Origin of the sequence: Aquabacterium soli (assembly GCF_003933735.1) — a bacterium.
GTDB classification, from domain to species: Bacteria; Pseudomonadota; Gammaproteobacteria; order Burkholderiales; family Burkholderiaceae_C; genus Aquabacterium; species Aquabacterium soli.
In genome coordinates, this window is the sequence record NZ_RSED01000003.1 from 199,965 (window position 1) to 215,407 (window position 15,443).

A 15,443-nucleotide genomic window follows, 5' to 3' on the forward strand; every position below is an offset into this window, starting at 1 on the left:
TCGAGCCGGTATCAGGCTGGTGTCACAGGCTGACGCGGCCCCGCCGCACTGGCCCGGTTGCGCCCTGCCCGCTTCGCTTCGTACAAGGCGGCATCGGCTTGTGCGAGCAGGTCGGCCCAGGCCTCGCCCTGCGCGGGAATGGTGCTGGCCACACCGATGCTGACGGTCACGCTGGCGCAGGTGCTGGACCGCTCATGCCGCAGGTTCGCGGCCTGGACCGCCAAACGGGCTCTGTTGGCCACATCCAATGCCCGCGGCAAGGTGTGCGCCGGCAGCACCACGGCGAACTCTTCGCCGCCCCAGCGCGCCACCAGCCCACCTTCAGCATTGATCAGGCCTTGAAGTGCCTGGGCCACATGCCGCAGGCATTGGTCGCCTGCCGGGTGGCCATAGAAGTCGTTGTAGGCCTTGAAGTGGTCCACATCCACCAGCAGGACGGACAGGGCCGACTGGTGGGCCGTGGCCTGGGCCCATGAGGTCTGCATGGCCTCGTCGAAGGCTCGGCGGTTGGCCGCCCCCGTGAGGGGGTCGCTGCCCGCTGCCTTTTCCAGCTCGATGCGAGAGCGGTCCAGCTGCTGGCGCAGCATCCGCGCCCGCTGCTGACGCAGGAAACGCTGGCGCTCTTCGTACTCGAGCCGGTAGTTGATGATCAGCGTATAGACAGCCATCGACGACACGAACAGCAGCATGGGAACAACCGGTGCCGTGGCGTCGCGGTAGGCCAAAGCCATGCAGACCCAGTGGATCACCAGGATGCTGGCCGTGAATCCGGCGGCCATGTTGAAACGCAGGCGCTGCACCACCGTGCCGTACATGATCACGGGCACGAAACCGCCGTGATAGAAGACGGACCAGGGCCCGTGCCCCATGGCGGGGCTGGTCAGCACCACCGCAATGCTCAAGGCCGCCAGGAGGCCTGTGGCCATGACGGAGGTTTCCGTCACCGCAGAAGGCAGGGCCAGGAACACTTTGCGGAACACCGTGGCCAGCAGCAAGGTGGCCAGCCCGAAGGATGTGAAGATGGCCAGCCGCAGGGCTGCGCCCATGGCGAACACATCCGGATTGACCAGCCAGTCCACCACCAGGAAGCCGTTGTAGGTCAGCAGCGACACCCACCCGCTGAGCATGAAGTGCCGCAGGCGGGGCGCTTGCGAATCGCGATCGAACTGGTGCTCGTCTTCAGCCGACTCGAAATGCAGCCTGGGCAGGCTGCGGCTCATGCTCGATGGGATCATGCGCGCACCTTGATCCGGGCCTGAAGCAGCCCTTCACGGGGCGTGCAGACGACCTGGTCGCGGCCGCGCGCCTTGGCCTCATAGAGGGCCGTGTCTGCCGCCTGGACCAGCGCTTGCGCGGTTTCGCCGTGCCAGGGCGTCAAGGCGGCCACGCCGATGCTCACGGTCACGGGTGGCGCGGTCGTTGCCAGGCCCCCGTGCGGCGCGGCGCACTGGCGCACCGCATCCACCACGCGTTGGGCCATGACCTGAGCCATTTCGCGCGAGGCATGGCTCATGACCACGGCGAATTCCTCACCACCCCAGCGCGCGACGAGGTCTCCGGTCTTGCGCACCGTGCCCGCCAGCGCCTGTGCCACCTCACACAGGCAGCGGTCGCCCGCCTGGTGGCCATGCTGGTCGTTGTAGCGCTTGAAGTGGTCGATGTCGATCAGCAGCACGGCCAGTGAGCTGCGCTGCGCCTGGGAGTGCGCCCACACCTGCGCCAGGAAATCATCGAAGTGGCGCCGGTTGGCCAGGCCGGTCAATGGGTCGGTGCGGGCGGACAGCGCCAAGGCGTCGTTGGCAGCTGTCAGCTCGGCCTGCAGGCTGCTTTCCTGCAGATCGAGCAGGTAGACCTGCCGGTCGGAGTGTTCCAGCGTGTAGTTGCCATACAGCGCGAACACCATGGACGACAGCAGCAGCAAGGTGGTGGCCAGCCCCAGCCCATTGAGCCACTGGCCGTGTTGATGCACGGCATAGGCGTGCCCAGCGGCGATCAGCACGCACATCACCAGCATGGGCCAGAAGCGCCCGATCAAGGTGGCGTAGACCACCACCACGCTCAGGATCACCAGATGTGCCACGGCCAGCGGGCTGCCGCTGCTCAGGCTGAGCACGATGGAAATGCCCGCCGCGAGCAGGCCGGCCCCCGCCACGGCCCATTCGATCAGCCTGGGCCAGTGGTAACGGGTGAAGAACCACACACCCAGAAGGCATATGGGGCCGTACACACAGGCACGCAGGATCACGGCCAGGGACAGCTGATCCGGGATCATGAAATAGTCGGCCAGCACCATGCCCGCGAAGAACACCGCGGAACCCAGGCCCGCCACCTGCAGCAACAGCAGGCGCTGGGCTGCGCCATCCCGGAGGAATCGCTGCTCCAGGGGCGCGGGAAACACCAGCCAGGCACAGCCCCTGGCCAGGGTATCCGTCACCAATTTCGACGTGTCCATTTCACACCCGTCCCATCGGCGACAACATACCAGCCATGGCTTATGCTGCGGGCTGTGTCTTACTGCACGGTTTCCCTATTGCCATGACCGATTGTCCGGATAGCGCAATTCCTTCACGCGGTCTCGCCAAAAGCATCCTGGTGTTGACCCTGGTGTTGACCTTGGGGCTGTCCGCCAGCCTTGCCCACGCAGGCAAGGTGCTCGATGGCATCAAGCAGCGCGGCGAACTGCGCTGTGGCGTCAGCACCGGCGTGGTGGGGTTTTCCGCGCCGGAATCCGGCAGCCGCTGGAAGGGCCTGGACGTGGATGTCTGCAAGGCCATCGCCGCCGCCGTGCTGGGCAAGCCCGAGAAGGTGAACTACACGCCGCTGAATTCGCAGCAGCGCTTTGCCGCCCTGCAATCGGGCCAGGTCGACCTGCTGTCGCGCAACACCTCCTGGACGCTCACTCGGGATGCCTCGCTGGGCTTCCATTTCGTGGCCGTGACCTACTTCGATGGACAGGGTTTTCTGATCCCCAAGAAGCTCAAGGTGACCAGTGCCAGGCAGCTCAAGGGCGCACAGGTGTGCGTGCAGGCCGGCACCACCACCGAAAAGAACGTGGCCGATTATTCGCGCCGCTACCAGCTCAACCTCAAGCCCGTGGTCTATGAGACCTTCGAAGCGGCCTTCAAGGCCTTTTTCTCCGGACGGTGCCAGGCCTACACCACGGATGTCTCCGGCCTGGCCAGCGTGCGCAACAAGGAAGCGCCCAAGCCTGACGACTACCTGATCCTGCCCGAGCTGATTTCCAAGGAGCCCTTGGGGCCGATGATCAGGCGCGGTGACGATGAGTGGCTGGCGGTGGTCCGCTGGACGGTCTACGCCCTGCTGGAGGCCGAAGAGCTGGGCCTGACCCAGGCCAACATCGACAAGCGCCAGACCGAGGCGGACCCGGCCATCCAGCGCTTCGTGGGCCGCGGTGAACACATGGGCAAGCTGCTGGGCCTGGACAAGGACTGGGCTTTGCGCGCCGTGAAGGCCGTGGGCAACTACGGTGAGGTCTATGAACGCAACGTGGGCCAGGGTTCGACGCTGAAGCTGCCGCGCGGCCAGAACAGGCTGTGGAATCAGGGTGGCCTGATGTACCCGCCGCCTTTCCGCTGATCGCGCACCCGGATGTTCGAGTTCCTCGGCCAGCCCGCTGGCTTTGACATCGGAGAGACCGGCCCCTGGCTGTTCAGTGCAGAGCAACCGCTGTGGCAGGCCTTCGGGGTGGGCCTGAGCAACACGCTGCGCGTGAGCCTGCCCGCCATCGTGCTGGCGGTGACGTTGGGCACGGTGCTGGGCCTGGGGCGTTTGTCTGCCCTGCCCTTGCCGCGGCGCCTGGCCACGCTGGTGGTGGAAGCCGTGCGCAACGTGCCTTTGCTGGTGCAGTTGCTGATGTGGTACTTCCTGATGGTGGAGTGGCTGCCCGAGCCCATGGAGGCCCTGCACCTGCTGCCCGGCGTGCTGCTGAGCAAGGGCGGGCTGGCATTTCCCTGGTGGGATGCCGCACAGGGCGGCTGGAGCATTCCGGTTCAAGAAACCTTCAATGTGCAGGGTGGCGCCGCGGTGACGCCCGAGTACCTGGCGGTGCTGCTGGCCCTGGGCTTCTACACGGCGGCCTTCATCGCCGAGGTGGTGCGCGCTGGCGTGTTGTCCGTGCCGCGCAGCCTGCTGGAAGCCGCTGAAACGCTGGGCGCCTCGTCCGCCCAGATCCGCTGGAAGGTGCTGCTGCCTCAGGCGCTGCGCGCGATCCGCCCGCCGCTGACCAACCAGTTGCTCAACCTGATCAAGAACTCGCCGCTGGCCGTGGCGGTGGGCTATCCGGATCTGGTGTCCGTGGGCAACACGACGCTCAACCAGACCGGCCGCGTGTTCGAGTGCATCCTGCTGATGATGGCCATCTACCTGCTGCTGTCCTGGACGGTGGCGTTGCTGATGGGCTGGTCTGACCGGCGCATCGGCGGGCAGGAGCGCGCATGAACGGGCAAGCGCGCGTGGCAAAGGCAAAGTCGCATCGTGATGTGCGAGCCTGGCTGTGGCAGGCCCCGCTGCTGGTGCTGCTGTTGTGGCTGGGCTGGCACGTGCTGGATTGGGGCCTGCTCAAGGCGGTGTTTCGCCCCGATGTAGAGGCTTGCCGCGCCCTGGAGCACCACGGTGCCTGCTGGGGCGTGGTGACCGAGAAATGGCGTTGGTGGTTGTTTGGGCGCTATCCCGCAGAGGCCCATTGGCGCCCGGCACTGACGCTGCTGCTGTGGGCCGGCGCACTGGCCTTGCTCATCGCGCCGGCATGGCATGGCCGGCTGGGCACCCCGGGTGGACGCCGCAGCGTGGCGGCATCGCTGCCGTTGTGGCTGCTGGGTCTGGCCCTGCTGGGCGGCGGCTGGGCAGGCCTGGCGCCGGTCGAATCCCGGCTGTGGGGCGGCCTGCCGCTCACCGTGCTGCTCACAGTGGTCAGCCTGGGGTTGAGCATGCCCCTGGCGGTGGTGTTGGCCTGGGCAAGGTTGTCGCGACGCCCATGGCTGTCGTGGCCAGCAGCGGCGCTGATCGAGGTGGTGCGCGGCGCGCCTTTGGTGATGTGGCTGTTCATGGCCGCCTTTTTGCTGCCCGCGGTGCTGCCAGCGTCGTGGGGCGTGGGGCCTGTCGGCCGCGTGCTGATGGTGACGGTGGTGTTCTCGGCAGCCTACGCGGCTGAAACACTGCGCGGCAGCCTGCGTGTTGTTGCGGGGGAGCAGGCCGAAGCGGCCCATGTGCTGGGTGCGGGCTGGTGGGCTTCGCAGCGCCTGGTGATCCTGCCTCAGGCCTTCCGCACCGCGCTGCCCTCGCTGGCCAACCACAGCATCGGCGTGCTCAAGGACACCTCGCTGGTGATGATCGTGAGCCTGCAGGAGCTGACCGGCGCCATGTCGGTGAGCCTCAATGGAGACCCCGAATGGCGCCCGTTCTTCCTGGAGGCCTACCTGGTGATCGCGCTGGTGTACGCCCTGATGTGCCTGGGCGTCTCGGCGCTGGGGCGCCGATTGGAGCAGCACTATCCCGCGCTGGGTTACCGGCAGTGAGGCAAAAAAAAAGCCCCGTCACGAGGACGGGGCTGCGAATCAACACACACTTCTGCCGCAAAAAACTTGGAGCTCATGCTCCGTGCCCAGCGTTGAAGCTGGGCAAAAAGAAAACTCAGGCCAGGGCCGCTTCCACATCGGCCTCTGCATCGATCTCGGCGTCGCCGACGAGGGGGATCAGGGGCTTGTCCAGGGGACGGCACACGCGGCTTTGCAAACGGTTCAGGCGTTCCGAACGCGCCATGGCGTCAAACACAGCCTGGGGATCCATCATCAGTGCAAAAGGGTTTGCGTAGATGCCTTGGTTCTGCATGGTGCCTCCGGTGAAGAAACGTGAGCCGATGTGATGAGTCACACTGTAGGCATTGAACGCGGGATCAACCAGTCACCGCATCGCCATACCTCTTGTCAGAAATTGTCTGACAAGGGTCTCCACGCCCCTCGGAGGCAAACCCTTTACGGCAGCACCACGCCCGAGAACAAAGTCTCGAAATTGCGGGTGGTTACATGCGCCACGTCGTCGACCGGCACGCCCTTGAGATCGGCCAGTTGCTTCGCCACATAGGGGACGTAGGCGGGTGTGTTGGTCTTGCCCCGGTAGGGCATCGGTGCCAGGTAGGGGCTGTCGGTTTCGATCAGGCAGCGGTCGAGCGGCACGAAGCGGGCCACCTCGCGCAGGTCGGCCGCATTCTTGAAGGTCAGGATGCCCGAGAACGAGATGTAGAAGCCCAGGTCGAGCGCGGCGCGCGCCACGGCCTCGCTCTCGGTGAAGCAATGGAACACGCCGCCCACGGCGCCCTGTCCTTCGTCGCGCAGGATGCTGAGCGTGTCGTCGCTGGCCTGGCGCGTGTGGATCACCAGCGGCAGCGTGGTCTGGCGGGCGGCGCGGATGTGCACGCGGAAGCGCTCACGCTGCCACTCCATGTCGGCCAGGGTGCGCTCCCCCAGGCGGTAGTAATCCAGCCCGGTCTCGCCGATGCCGACGATGCGGGGCAAGGTGGCACGCTCAAGCAGGTCTTCGAGCGTGGGCTCCTGGATGCCTTCGTTGTCGGGGTGCACGCCCACGGTGGCCCACAGATTGGGATACGTCACCGCCAGCTTGTGCACCTGCGGGAAGTCTTCCAGCGTGGTGCTGATGCACAGGGCCCGGTCGACCTGGGCCTGGGCCATGTCCGCCAGCACCGACGCCATCTTGTCGGCGTAGTCGGGGAAGTTGAGGTGGCAGTGCGAATCGACGAACATGGCAGGGACCGTTGCGGTGATGACAGGGGCAATGAAAAAGGCGGCCTCGCGGGCCGCCCATCATTGTGGCCGAAAGCCGGCCCGGGGGTCTTTCAGAGCGTTTGCGTGGGCTTGGACGACGACAGCGCGGTGCCCAGGATCTGCTCGATCTTGACGCGCAGCAAACGGGTTTTCTCGTCGTTCGGGAACTTCACGCCCACGCCCTGGGTGCGGCCACCCGAGGCGTTGGACGGGGTGATCCAGGCGATCTTGCCGGCCACCGGATGGCGCTGGGCGTCATCGGGCAGGGACAGCAGCAGGTAGATGTCGTCGCCCAGGGTGTATTCGCGGGTGGTGGGCACGAACAGGCCGCCATCCACGAAGGACGGGATGTAGGCGGCGTACAGCGCACCCTTTTCCCGGAACACCAGCTGGATCACGCTGGGGCGGCTGGGCGTGGCCACGCCCGGTGCACCGACACCGGCCACCACGGGCAGGCGTCCAGGGCCCGTGCCGGCGAAGGTCGAGGGGGCGGTGGTGGACTGGTAATCGCTCATCGTCGCTCAGTGTAACGTTCGCCCTCTGACACGGGGCGTGAATTCACGCACGTTTACCCCCGAGCACGGGGGGAGCCGGCTGCACGGCGCGGCGCGCCTGGAACAGCAGAGACTCGACCTTCAAACCCGCGTTCCAGGGGTGGTCGGCATGGCGGCGGGCCTGCCTCAGCTCAGCGGCCCAGGCGGTCAGGCGCGGCAGGCTGGTGTCCGCCGGCACGGCTTCGGCCGGAAAGAAACGCGCCGTGCCACCTGCGTTGGCGCGCGCCAGATCGTGGCAAAGCTTCTGCAGGGCATCGACCAACAAGGGCAGCGGCCAGCCGGCCCAGGCGCCCGCGACGCCTCCGGCCACGTCCTTGGGCAGGCGCTGCCAGGCGGCGGCCGTCCAGCCCAGGCGCAGCAGCTCGGCCGCGCCTTGGGGGCTGCCGCCCGCCGCGGCCAGCAGCACGCGGGCATCGGACGCCGACAGCCCAGGGTGGGCGGTGCACAACCAATCCAGCACGGCACCACCTTCGGGCAGTGGCAGGTGCCAGGCCTGGCAACGGCTGCGCACGGTGGGCAGGATGTCATCGATGGAGCCGCAGCTCAGCAGGAAACGAACGCGCCCTGGCGGCTCTTCCAGCGTCTTGAGCAAGGTGTTGGCCGACACGGTGTTCATGCGGTCGGCGGGGTGAATCAGGACCACCTTGGCCCGGTCACGCGAGACGGTGGACTGGCAGAAGGTCACCGCCTGGCGGATGGCATCGACCTTGATCTCCTGGCTGGGCTTGCGCTTCTTGGCCTCGCCCTTGTCGGCATCGGCCTCATCGGCCCCGAAATCCCAGCCCAGGCTGGCCTGCATCGCCTCGGGCACGAGCACCTTCAGGTCCGGGTGGTAGCCGGTGTCCACCAGATGGCAGGCCGGGCAATGGCCGCAGGCCGGCACCGCCCCGCTGGCGGCCACGGACGCGGGTGATTCGCACAGCCAGGCCTTGGCCACGGCCAGCGCCAGTTCCAGCTGTCCGGAACCAGGCTGGCCGTGCACCAGCACCGCAGACGATGTCAGGCGGCCCAGGGCTTCGCGCAGCACGCCGTCCTGCCAGGGCAGCAATCGCAACAGGCTCACCACCACCCCCGCTGGGCCAGCACGGCCTGCACCTGCCCGGCGACGCCGGCCGGCGGCTGGGCCGCGTCGATCACGGCGTAGCGCGCCGGGGTGGCATCGATGCGCTGGCGGTAGCCCTGGCGCACCTTCTGGAAGAAGTCGACATCTTCGGATTCGAAGCGGTCGGGACTGCGGGCTGCGCTCAGCCGCTGCGCCGCGATAGCCGGCTCCACATCGAACACCAGCGTCAGGTCGGGCTGGCGGCCGGCCTGTACCCAGGCCTCGAGCGTGTGCAGGGGGGCAAGATCGAATCCCCGGCCCGCGCCCTGGTACGCGAACGTGGCGTCGGTGAACCGATCGCACAGCACCCAGGCGCCGCGGGCCAAGGCAGGCTCGATCACGGTGAGCAGGTGGTCGCGCCGTGCGGCGAACACCAGCAGGGTTTCGGTGAGGGCGTCCATCGGGCGGTGCAGCACCAGTTCGCGCAGGGATTCGGCCAGCGGCGTGCCGCCGGGCTCGCGCGTGCGCACCACATCGCGACCGGCCTCGCGCCAACGCCGCTCCAGCTCGTCGAGGTGGCTGGTCTTGCCGGCGCCGTCGATGCCTTCGAAGGTGATGAAGTGGCCGGTGGACACGTGGGAGATCCCCGAGGACTGGGTCATGGGCGTTTGCGCTGGTAGCGGTTGACGGCCCGATTATGGTCGGCCAGTGTCTCGCTGAAGACACTGCGCCCATCGCCGCTGGCCACGAAGTACAGGGCACGCGTGGCATCGGGCCGCACGGCGGCCAACAGCGCGGCCTTGCCGGGCATGGCGATCGGCGTGGGCGGCAGGCCGCCGCGCACGTAGGTGTTGAAGGGGTTGTCGGTCTGCAGGTGGACCTTGCGCAGGTTGCCGTCGAAAGCATCGCCCAGGCCATAGATCACCGTGGGGTCGGTTTGCAGGGGCATGCCGATGCGCAGGCGGTTGTTGAACACGCCGGACACCAGGCCCCGGTCTTCGCCGTGACCGGTTTCCTTCTCGACGATGGAGGCCATGATCAGCGCCTCCTGAGGTGTCTTGAGCGGGCTGGCCGCAGCGCGCTGGGCCCAGGCTTCGGTCAGGTGGCGGTGCATGGCCCGCTGGGCCCGTCGCATCACGGCCAGGTCGCTGCTGCCCTTGGCGTAGGCGTAGGTGTCCGGGAAGAACTGCCCTTCGGCCGGCAGGTCGGGCACGCCCAGCGCCGCCATGATCTGCTGGTCGCTCCAGCCACGGGTCTGGGGCTGCAGCCCGTCGGCCTGGGCCAGTTCCTGGCGCCAGCGCTTGAAGGTCCAGCCTTCGATCAGCTTGGCGGTGGACAGGGATTCATCGCCCTGCACCATCATGTTCAGCAGGCGCTCGGGGGTGGTGCCTTGCGATATCTCGTAGCTGCCAGCGCGGATCTGGCGCGCCTGCCCCGACCAGCGGAACCACTGGTACAGCAGCCAGGGCGAGGTCTCGGCGCCAGCGGAGACCCAGCCCTGTGCCACCCCGCGCGGCGTGACGCCCTGCTCGACCGACCATTCCACCGTGGGCGCGGACAGCGGGATGGGTTGATGGGCCCACCACCACAGGCCGCCGAAGGCGCCTGCCACAGAGAGGCCAGCCAGCACCGCCAGCGTGAGCAGCAGCCGGACGAAGGCCCCGCCCTGCTGGCGGCGGCGCCCCAAAGAGGCGGGAGAGGGTGTCTGGGGCATGAAAGCCCGTGCAAAGTCAGGGAAGTTCACGACGGTGATCATAATCACCCCATGGACAAGATCACCCTGCCCCACGCGCCAACCTGGTCTGGCGTGGTTGCGCTGCCGCACCTCACTTGCCTGCGAGCCGATGGCCCGGACGCCGCCAGTTTCCTACATGGCCAGTTGAGCCAGGACATCGAAGGCCTGGGCGATGCCGATGCCCGCCTGGCCGCCTACTGCTCCGCCAAGGGCCGCATGCTGGGCGACGCGCTGGTGCTGCGCCCGACGCCCGAACACATCCTGCTGGTGCTGAGCGCCGATGTGGCACCGGCGGTTCTCAAGCGCCTGTCGATGTTCGTGCTGCGGGCCAAGGCCAAGCTATCCGCAGCGGGGCCCGAGGTGGTGCCGATGGGCCTGCTGGGCGAGACGGCCGAGCACGCTCTCACGGGCGCAGCCCCTCATGATGGCGCCGTGGTACCCCATGGCGGCCCGGGCGCCAACGCCTGGGTGGTGCGGCTGCCCAGGGTACAGGGCGTGGCACGCGCCCTGTGGCTCGGCCCCGCCGCTCAGGCGCCGACGGCCAGCCATGGCGATGCCCTGCCCCACGACGCCTGGCGCTGGCTGGAAGTGGCCAGCGGCGTGCCCCGCATCGAACAGGCCACGGTCGACCAGTTCGTGCCGCAGATGGTGAACTTCGAGCTGGTGGGCGGCGTGAACTTCAAGAAGGGCTGCTACCCCGGCCAGGAGATCGTGGCGCGCAGCCAGTACCGTGGCACGATCAAGCGCCGCCTGTACCTGCTGCACACGGCTGCGCCTGCGCAGCCCGGCCAGGAAATCTTTGCGCAGGCCGATCCGGGCCAGCCCGCCGGCATGGTGGTCAACGCTGCGCCGGTGCCTGGCGTGGCTGGTGCCAGTTCCCTGCTGGCGGAACTGAAGATCCAGCATGCGCAAGATGCTCTGGCACTGGGCGCATCGGACGGCCCCGCGCTGCAGGTTGGCGAACTGCCCTATGCTGTCGTGCAGGACATCTGATCGGGTGATCCCTCAGAACTGCCGATTCGTTTTCGCGCACTCTGCCACGTGATGCTGCGCCGCCGCAACGCTCCATGCCTGCGGCACGCACATCCTGGCGCAAGATGCCGCCCATGAGCGCTTTGTACATCTACTACCGCGTCCAGCCTGGATGCGAGCAAGTGCTGGCCGCCGCCATCCACCAGATGCAGGCCCGCCTGCGCGGAGCCATGCCTGGCCTGGCCGCGTCCCTGCAGCAGCGCACCGATCTGGCCACGGGCCAGCCCAGCCGCACGCCGCAGCCGACGTGGATGGAAACCTACCATTTCAACGGGCATGCGGACCACCGTGCCTGGGCGGCTTTCGAGGCGGCTCTTGAGCGGGAACTGCCCACGCTGCCCGTAGGCATCGAGGGCCCGCGCCAGACCGAATGCTTCAGCCCTCTGGCCGCTGTGGCCGGTGTGTTGCCCACCCGCAAGGAATAACCATGTGTCTGGCCAGCATCGCCCTGGACCTCAACAGCCGCTTTCCCTTTGTGCTGGCGGGCAACCGTGACGAGTTCATGGCCCGCCCGGCCGCCCGCCTGGGTTGGTGGGAGGACACGCCCGGACAGCCTGCGATCCTTGGTGGGCGAGACCTGCAGGCCGGTGGCACCTGGATGGGGCTCAATGCCCAAGGACGCCTGGCTTTTGTCACCAACGTCCGCAACCCGGCCAAGGAAGACCGCGATGCCCCGTCTCGCGGCAGCGTCGTGCCGCTGTGGCTGCGCGGCGACCATTCGATGGAGCGCCTGTGGCCGCAACTGGCCATGAGCGGCTACAACGGCTTCAACCTGGTGGCACTGGATTTTGCGCAGGGCGAGTGCTTCTGGGTGTCCAACACCGCGCGCTACCCGCAACGGCTTGAAAAGGGCGTTTACGGCGTGTCCAACGGGCACCTCAACTCGCCCTGGCCCAAGGTGAACCAGCTCAAGGCACGCACCAAGGCGGCCCTGGCCGAAGCAGATTCGGTGGACGATCTGGCCAACCTGCTGTTCGAGGCCCTGGCCGACCCGACGGTGGCGCCTGACGACGAACTGCCCCACACCGGCATCTCGCTGGAATGGGAGCGGGTGCTGTCCTCGGCCTTCATCCGCACGCCCGATGGCAACTACGGCACGCGTTGCTCCACGCTGGTGATCACCGAGCGTGTCAACAAGCGGCTGGTGACCCACGTGCTGGAGCGCACCTACACCGCGGGCGCCAAGATGGCCTTGCTGCGCCGCGTCACGCTCAAGAACTGGCCGCCGCGCCACACCATGCAGGCCGAGCAACTGGCCAAGCTGGAGCAGACACTCACGCCCGCAGCCTTGCGCACCGACGAGCGCTTCGAGAGCAGCGATGTGCATGAGGAAGACAACCATGCGCTGGCCGAGCCTGTGCAGCGCAAGACGCGGGCGCGCAGCCTGATCAAGAGCGCCCGCACACGCCGGCCTGACTGAACGACCTCGGGCGGCCTGTTGCCCGCCTCAGAAGGTTCGCCGCATCGCGATGTGGGGGATGTCGACCTCGTCGAAGGCTTCGCCTTCGGCTGTGAATCCCTGGCGTTCATAGAAGCGCCGCGCCGATGTCTGGGCGTGCAGCACGATGCTGTGGACGCCACGCTCACGCGCCGCCTCGGCCAGTGCCTGCAGCACCTGCCCGCCCACGCCGCTGCCGCGCATGGCCCGCAGCACCGCCATGCGTCCGATGCGGGCCTGGCCCTCGGGTTGCCCATCCGTGATCAGCCGGCCGGTGGCCAGCGGCAGGCCCGCGCCATTGAGCACGACCGCATGCAGCGCCTGCTCATCGGCCGCATCCCACTCTTCATGGGGCGGGATGTTCTGCTCGACGATGAACACCTTCTCGCGCACGGCCCGGGCATCACCCTGAAGGTCAGCCCAGGGGCCCAGGCGCAGCTGCGTCACGGCCTCCCCACGGGCCTGCAGTTCGATCTGCCGGCGCACGGCCTGTGGCACGGGCGCAGGGCGGCGGGTTTCCAGCGAGGTGTGCACGTAGATGGCTTCACCGGTGACCAGCAGGCGGTGATCGGACCAGACCGCCCAGCCGATCTTCATCGATGAGTTGCCGATGTGATCACTGCGCACGCCCACGTCCAGCCAGTCGTCGAGCACAGCGGGCGCGTGGTAGGCCAGCGTGTGCTGGCGCGCGTACATGTCGCCACCGTGCTGCTGGAAGCCATCCGGGTAAGGCAGGCCCACGGCCCGCCAGTACTCCGACACCGCCACGTCGAGGTAGGTCAGGTAGTGTCCGTTGAACACCACCTGCTGGGCATCGACCTCTTGCCAGCGCACGCGCAGACGGTGGATGAAAGGAAAGTCTTCTCGTTGGGCCATGGCCTGATTGTGTGGCCAAACCCCAAGAAAGAACCCGCCAACCTGTGAAGGTGTGGCGGGTTGCCTTGGCGCAACCGGACAGCGCCTACAAGCGCTGCCCTGTCACGGATGCATCATTTGCCGTCGCGCAGTTCGCGGCGCAGGATCTTGCCCACGGGCGACTTCGGCAGCTCGGTGCTGCGGAACTCGACGATGCGGGGGATCTTGTAGCCGGTCAGGTTCTTGCGGCAGTGCTCGATCACGCTTTCCTTGGTCAGGCTGGCGTTGCGCGGCACGATGATGACCTTCACACGCTCGCCGGCCACGGAATCGGGCACGCCGATGGCGGCCACTTCCTTGACGTCCGGGTGCATGGCGACCACGTCTTCGATCTCGTTGGGGTACACGTTGAAGCCCGAAACCAGGATCATGTCCTTCTTGCGGTCCACGATCTTCAGGAAGCCGCGCTCGTCCATCACGGCGATGTCGCCCGTGGCCAGCCAGCCGTCCTGGTCCAGCACCTCGGCGGTGGCATCAGGGCGCTGCCAGTAGCCCTTCATCACCTGCGGGCCGCGCACGCACAGCTCGCCCGGCTCACCGATGTTGGCCCAGGTGCCGTCCTCACGGCGGCACCGCACTTCGGTGGAAGGCACCGGCACGCCGATGGAGCCGGTGAAGGTGGGCGCCTCGACGGACAGGTCCACCGGGGCCTGCGACACGATGGGCGAGCACTCGGTCAGGCCGTAGCCTTCGACGATGGAAGTGCGGGTGACCTCCTTCCAGCGCTCGGCCACACCGCGCTGCAGCGCCATGCCGCCCGCGATCGACAGCTTGAGCTTGGAGAAATCCAGCTTGGCGAAAGCCGGGTCGTCCAGGAAGGAGGCGAACAGCGTGTTCACGCCAGTGATGCCCGAGAACTTCTCGTTCTTGAGGATCATCATCACGCGCTTGGTGTCGCGCGGATTGGCCACCAGGATGTTGCGGCCACCCAGGGCCATGAAGATCAGGCCGTTCACCGTCAGCGAGAAGATGTGGTACATCGGGATGAGCGTGACCACGGTCTCGGTTTCACCCGTCAGCTGGCCTTCAGCGAAGGCCAGGGCCTGCTGGCAGTTGGCCAGGATGTTGCGGTGCGTGAGCATCGCGCCCTTGGCCACGCCGGTGGTGCCGCCGGTGTACTGCAGGAAGGCCAAGTCGTCGGGCACCACCTTCACGGGCTTGACCGTGACCTGTGCGCCGGCCTTCAGTGCATCGCGGTACCAGGTGGCACCAGGCAGGCTGTAGGCCGGCACCATCTTCTGCACATTGCGCAGCACGAAGTTCAGGGCCCAGCCCTTGGGGTTGAACCAGCCTTCGGCCAGCAGGTCACCGATCTGCGTGAGCACCACGTGCTTGAGCTTGGTGCCCTTCTTGGCTTCTTCCAGTGTCTTGGCGAAGGTCTCCATCACGATGATGACCTCGGCCCCGGAATCGTTCAGCGTGTGGTTCAGTTCGCGCGCCGTGTACAGCGGGTTAACGTTCACCACCACGGCGCCCAGGCGCAGCACGGCGAACAGCGTGACGGGGTACTGCAGCGTGTTGGGCAGCATGATGGCGACGCGGTCGCCCTTCTTGATGCCCAGGCTCTGCAGGTAGCCCGCGAAGGCCTTGACGCGGCGCTCGAACAGGTCGTTCGACATCTCCGTGCCGATGCTGACGAAGCCCGGGCGGTCGCGGAACTTGTTGATGCACTCGTCGAAGTAGTCGTTCAGCGACTGGTACTTGTCCAGGTCGATGTCGTGCGCCACCCCCTTCACATAGGACGACAACCAGATCCGGTTGGTGCTGCCATCCGGATTGACGATGGATTGGGGCTGGGGCTCGACGGCCGCGACTGCTTGACTCATCTGAAATCTCCTCGGTACCTGGTGGCCCGTTGTTATCGCCGTGGTCGGCTGTTGCTGAGCGTTCGATCCTCACAAATCGAAAACGTCTCGCAACAATCTGCAAA

16 protein-coding genes are annotated in these 15,443 nt (G+C 67.1%); 6 read left to right on the top strand and 10 right to left on the bottom strand.

Going from position 1 to position 15,443, the window contains the following annotated elements:
- Nucleotides 1-11: 11 nt before the first annotated feature.
- Nucleotides 12-1,235: a GGDEF domain-containing protein gene (locus tag EIP75_RS04750; protein ID WP_125242087.1), complete on the bottom strand. Its 1,224-nt coding sequence runs from the start codon at nucleotides 1,233-1,235 to the stop codon at nucleotides 12-14.
- On the bottom strand, nucleotides 1,232-2,452 hold the full coding sequence (locus EIP75_RS04755; protein WP_125242088.1) for a GGDEF domain-containing protein: 1,221 nt from the start codon (nucleotides 2,450-2,452) through the stop codon (nucleotides 1,232-1,234). The genes EIP75_RS04750 and EIP75_RS04755 overlap by 4 nt, the downstream gene beginning before the upstream one ends.
- 143 nt (nucleotides 2,453-2,595) lie before the next feature.
- Here EIP75_RS04755 and EIP75_RS04760 point away from each other — a divergent pair, with 143 nt between their 5' ends.
- Genes EIP75_RS04760 through EIP75_RS04770 form a run of 3 tightly spaced genes read left to right on the top strand, consistent with a single transcriptional unit; the run spans nucleotide 2,596 to nucleotide 5,534 of the window.
- Nucleotides 2,596-3,597, top strand: a complete 1,002-nt coding sequence (locus EIP75_RS04760; protein ID WP_233584679.1) for an amino acid ABC transporter substrate-binding protein — start codon at nucleotides 2,596-2,598, stop codon at nucleotides 3,595-3,597.
- A 12-nt stretch (nucleotides 3,598-3,609) separates the two neighbouring features.
- Nucleotides 3,610-4,458 (top strand): ABC transporter permease subunit, encoded by an 849-nt coding sequence (locus EIP75_RS04765; protein WP_125242090.1) that lies wholly within the window; start codon nucleotides 3,610-3,612, stop codon nucleotides 4,456-4,458.
- Nucleotides 4,455-5,534, top strand: coding sequence for an amino acid ABC transporter permease (locus EIP75_RS04770; protein ID WP_125242091.1), 1,080 nt, complete (start codon nucleotides 4,455-4,457; stop codon nucleotides 5,532-5,534). The genes EIP75_RS04765 and EIP75_RS04770 overlap by 4 nt, the downstream gene beginning before the upstream one ends.
- 115 nt (nucleotides 5,535-5,649) lie before the next feature.
- Here the strand turns inward: EIP75_RS04770 and EIP75_RS04775 are convergent, their stop codons facing one another.
- From EIP75_RS04775 to mltG, 6 genes are all read right to left on the bottom strand, one after another.
- Complete coding sequence (locus EIP75_RS04775) at nucleotides 5,650-5,847, bottom strand: hypothetical protein (protein ID WP_125242092.1); 198 nt, start codon at nucleotides 5,845-5,847, stop codon at nucleotides 5,650-5,652.
- 143 nt (nucleotides 5,848-5,990) lie between these two features.
- Nucleotides 5,991-6,776: a TatD family hydrolase gene (locus EIP75_RS04780; RefSeq protein WP_125242093.1), complete on the bottom strand. Its 786-nt coding sequence runs from the start codon at nucleotides 6,774-6,776 to the stop codon at nucleotides 5,991-5,993.
- 92 nt (nucleotides 6,777-6,868) lie between these two features.
- Complete coding sequence (locus EIP75_RS04785) at nucleotides 6,869-7,312, bottom strand: PilZ domain-containing protein (protein WP_125242094.1); 444 nt, start codon at nucleotides 7,310-7,312, stop codon at nucleotides 6,869-6,871.
- A gap of 43 nt (nucleotides 7,313-7,355) precedes the next feature.
- Entirely contained in the window at nucleotides 7,356-8,414 is a 1,059-nt protein-coding gene (locus tag EIP75_RS04790) for a DNA polymerase III delta subunit-related protein (protein ID WP_158622744.1), read from the bottom strand.
- On the bottom strand, nucleotides 8,411-9,028 hold the full coding sequence (tmk, locus tag EIP75_RS04795) for a dTMP kinase (protein ID WP_125242244.1): 618 nt from the start codon (nucleotides 9,026-9,028) through the stop codon (nucleotides 8,411-8,413). Before tmk ends, EIP75_RS04790 begins: the two co-directional genes overlap by 4 nt.
- A 23-nt stretch (nucleotides 9,029-9,051) precedes the next feature.
- A complete protein-coding gene (gene mltG, locus EIP75_RS04800; RefSeq protein ID WP_125242096.1) occupies nucleotides 9,052-10,107 on the bottom strand; it encodes an endolytic transglycosylase MltG in 1,056 nt (351 codons plus the stop codon).
- A gap of 51 nt (nucleotides 10,108-10,158) precedes the next feature.
- Between mltG and ygfZ the strand changes: the two genes are divergently transcribed.
- The 3 genes from ygfZ (at nucleotide 10,159) to EIP75_RS04815 (ending at nucleotide 12,580) form a co-directional block, all read left to right on the top strand.
- The gene (gene ygfZ, locus EIP75_RS04805; RefSeq protein WP_125242097.1) at nucleotides 10,159-11,121 is read left to right on the top strand and encodes a CAF17-like 4Fe-4S cluster assembly/insertion protein YgfZ; all 963 of its coding nucleotides are present in this window, start codon (nucleotides 10,159-10,161) and stop codon (nucleotides 11,119-11,121) included.
- A gap of 113 nt (nucleotides 11,122-11,234) precedes the next feature.
- Complete coding sequence (locus EIP75_RS04810) at nucleotides 11,235-11,585, top strand: DUF4936 family protein (protein ID WP_158622745.1); 351 nt, start codon at nucleotides 11,235-11,237, stop codon at nucleotides 11,583-11,585.
- Nucleotides 11,586-11,587: 2 nt separating this feature from the next.
- Nucleotides 11,588-12,580 (top strand): NRDE family protein, encoded by a 993-nt coding sequence (locus EIP75_RS04815; protein WP_125242099.1) that lies wholly within the window; start codon nucleotides 11,588-11,590, stop codon nucleotides 12,578-12,580.
- 27 nt (nucleotides 12,581-12,607) lie between these two features.
- On the opposite strand, the gene EIP75_RS04820 is transcribed toward EIP75_RS04815, so the two are convergent.
- Complete coding sequence (locus tag EIP75_RS04820; RefSeq protein WP_125242100.1) at nucleotides 12,608-13,474, bottom strand: GNAT family N-acetyltransferase; 867 nt, start codon at nucleotides 13,472-13,474, stop codon at nucleotides 12,608-12,610.
- Between the two features lie 113 nt (nucleotides 13,475-13,587).
- On the bottom strand, nucleotides 13,588-15,339 hold the full coding sequence (locus EIP75_RS04825; RefSeq protein ID WP_125242101.1) for an AMP-binding protein: 1,752 nt from the start codon (nucleotides 15,337-15,339) through the stop codon (nucleotides 13,588-13,590).
- Between the last annotated feature and the right edge of the window lie 104 nt (nucleotides 15,340-15,443).

Coding starts and splice junctions, on each gene's coding strand:
- EIP75_RS04750 (WP_125242087.1), bottom strand. CDS start 1,235: ATGATCCCATCGAGCATGAGCCGCAGCCTGCCCAGGCTGCATTTCGAG.
- EIP75_RS04755 (WP_125242088.1), bottom strand. CDS start 2,452: ATGGACACGTCGAAATTGGTGACGGATACCCTGGCCAGGGGCTGTGCC.
- EIP75_RS04765 (WP_125242090.1), top strand. CDS start 3,610: ATGTTCGAGTTCCTCGGCCAGCCCGCTGGCTTTGACATCGGAGAGACC.
- EIP75_RS04770 (WP_125242091.1), top strand. CDS start 4,455: ATGAACGGGCAAGCGCGCGTGGCAAAGGCAAAGTCGCATCGTGATGTG.
- EIP75_RS04775 (WP_125242092.1), bottom strand. CDS start 5,847: ATGCAGAACCAAGGCATCTACGCAAACCCTTTTGCACTGATGATGGAT.
- EIP75_RS04780 (WP_125242093.1), bottom strand. CDS start 6,776: ATGTTCGTCGATTCGCACTGCCACCTCAACTTCCCCGACTACGCCGAC.
- EIP75_RS04785 (WP_125242094.1), bottom strand. CDS start 7,312: ATGAGCGATTACCAGTCCACCACCGCCCCCTCGACCTTCGCCGGCACG.
- mltG (WP_125242096.1), bottom strand. CDS start 10,107: ATGCCCCAGACACCCTCTCCCGCCTCTTTGGGGCGCCGCCGCCAGCAG.
- ygfZ (WP_125242097.1), top strand. CDS start 10,159: ATGGACAAGATCACCCTGCCCCACGCGCCAACCTGGTCTGGCGTGGTT.
- EIP75_RS04810 (WP_158622745.1), top strand. CDS start 11,235: ATGAGCGCTTTGTACATCTACTACCGCGTCCAGCCTGGATGCGAGCAA.
- EIP75_RS04815 (WP_125242099.1), top strand. CDS start 11,588: ATGTGTCTGGCCAGCATCGCCCTGGACCTCAACAGCCGCTTTCCCTTT.
- EIP75_RS04820 (WP_125242100.1), bottom strand. CDS start 13,474: ATGGCCCAACGAGAAGACTTTCCTTTCATCCACCGTCTGCGCGTGCGC.
- EIP75_RS04825 (WP_125242101.1), bottom strand. CDS start 15,339: ATGAGTCAAGCAGTCGCGGCCGTCGAGCCCCAGCCCCAATCCATCGTC.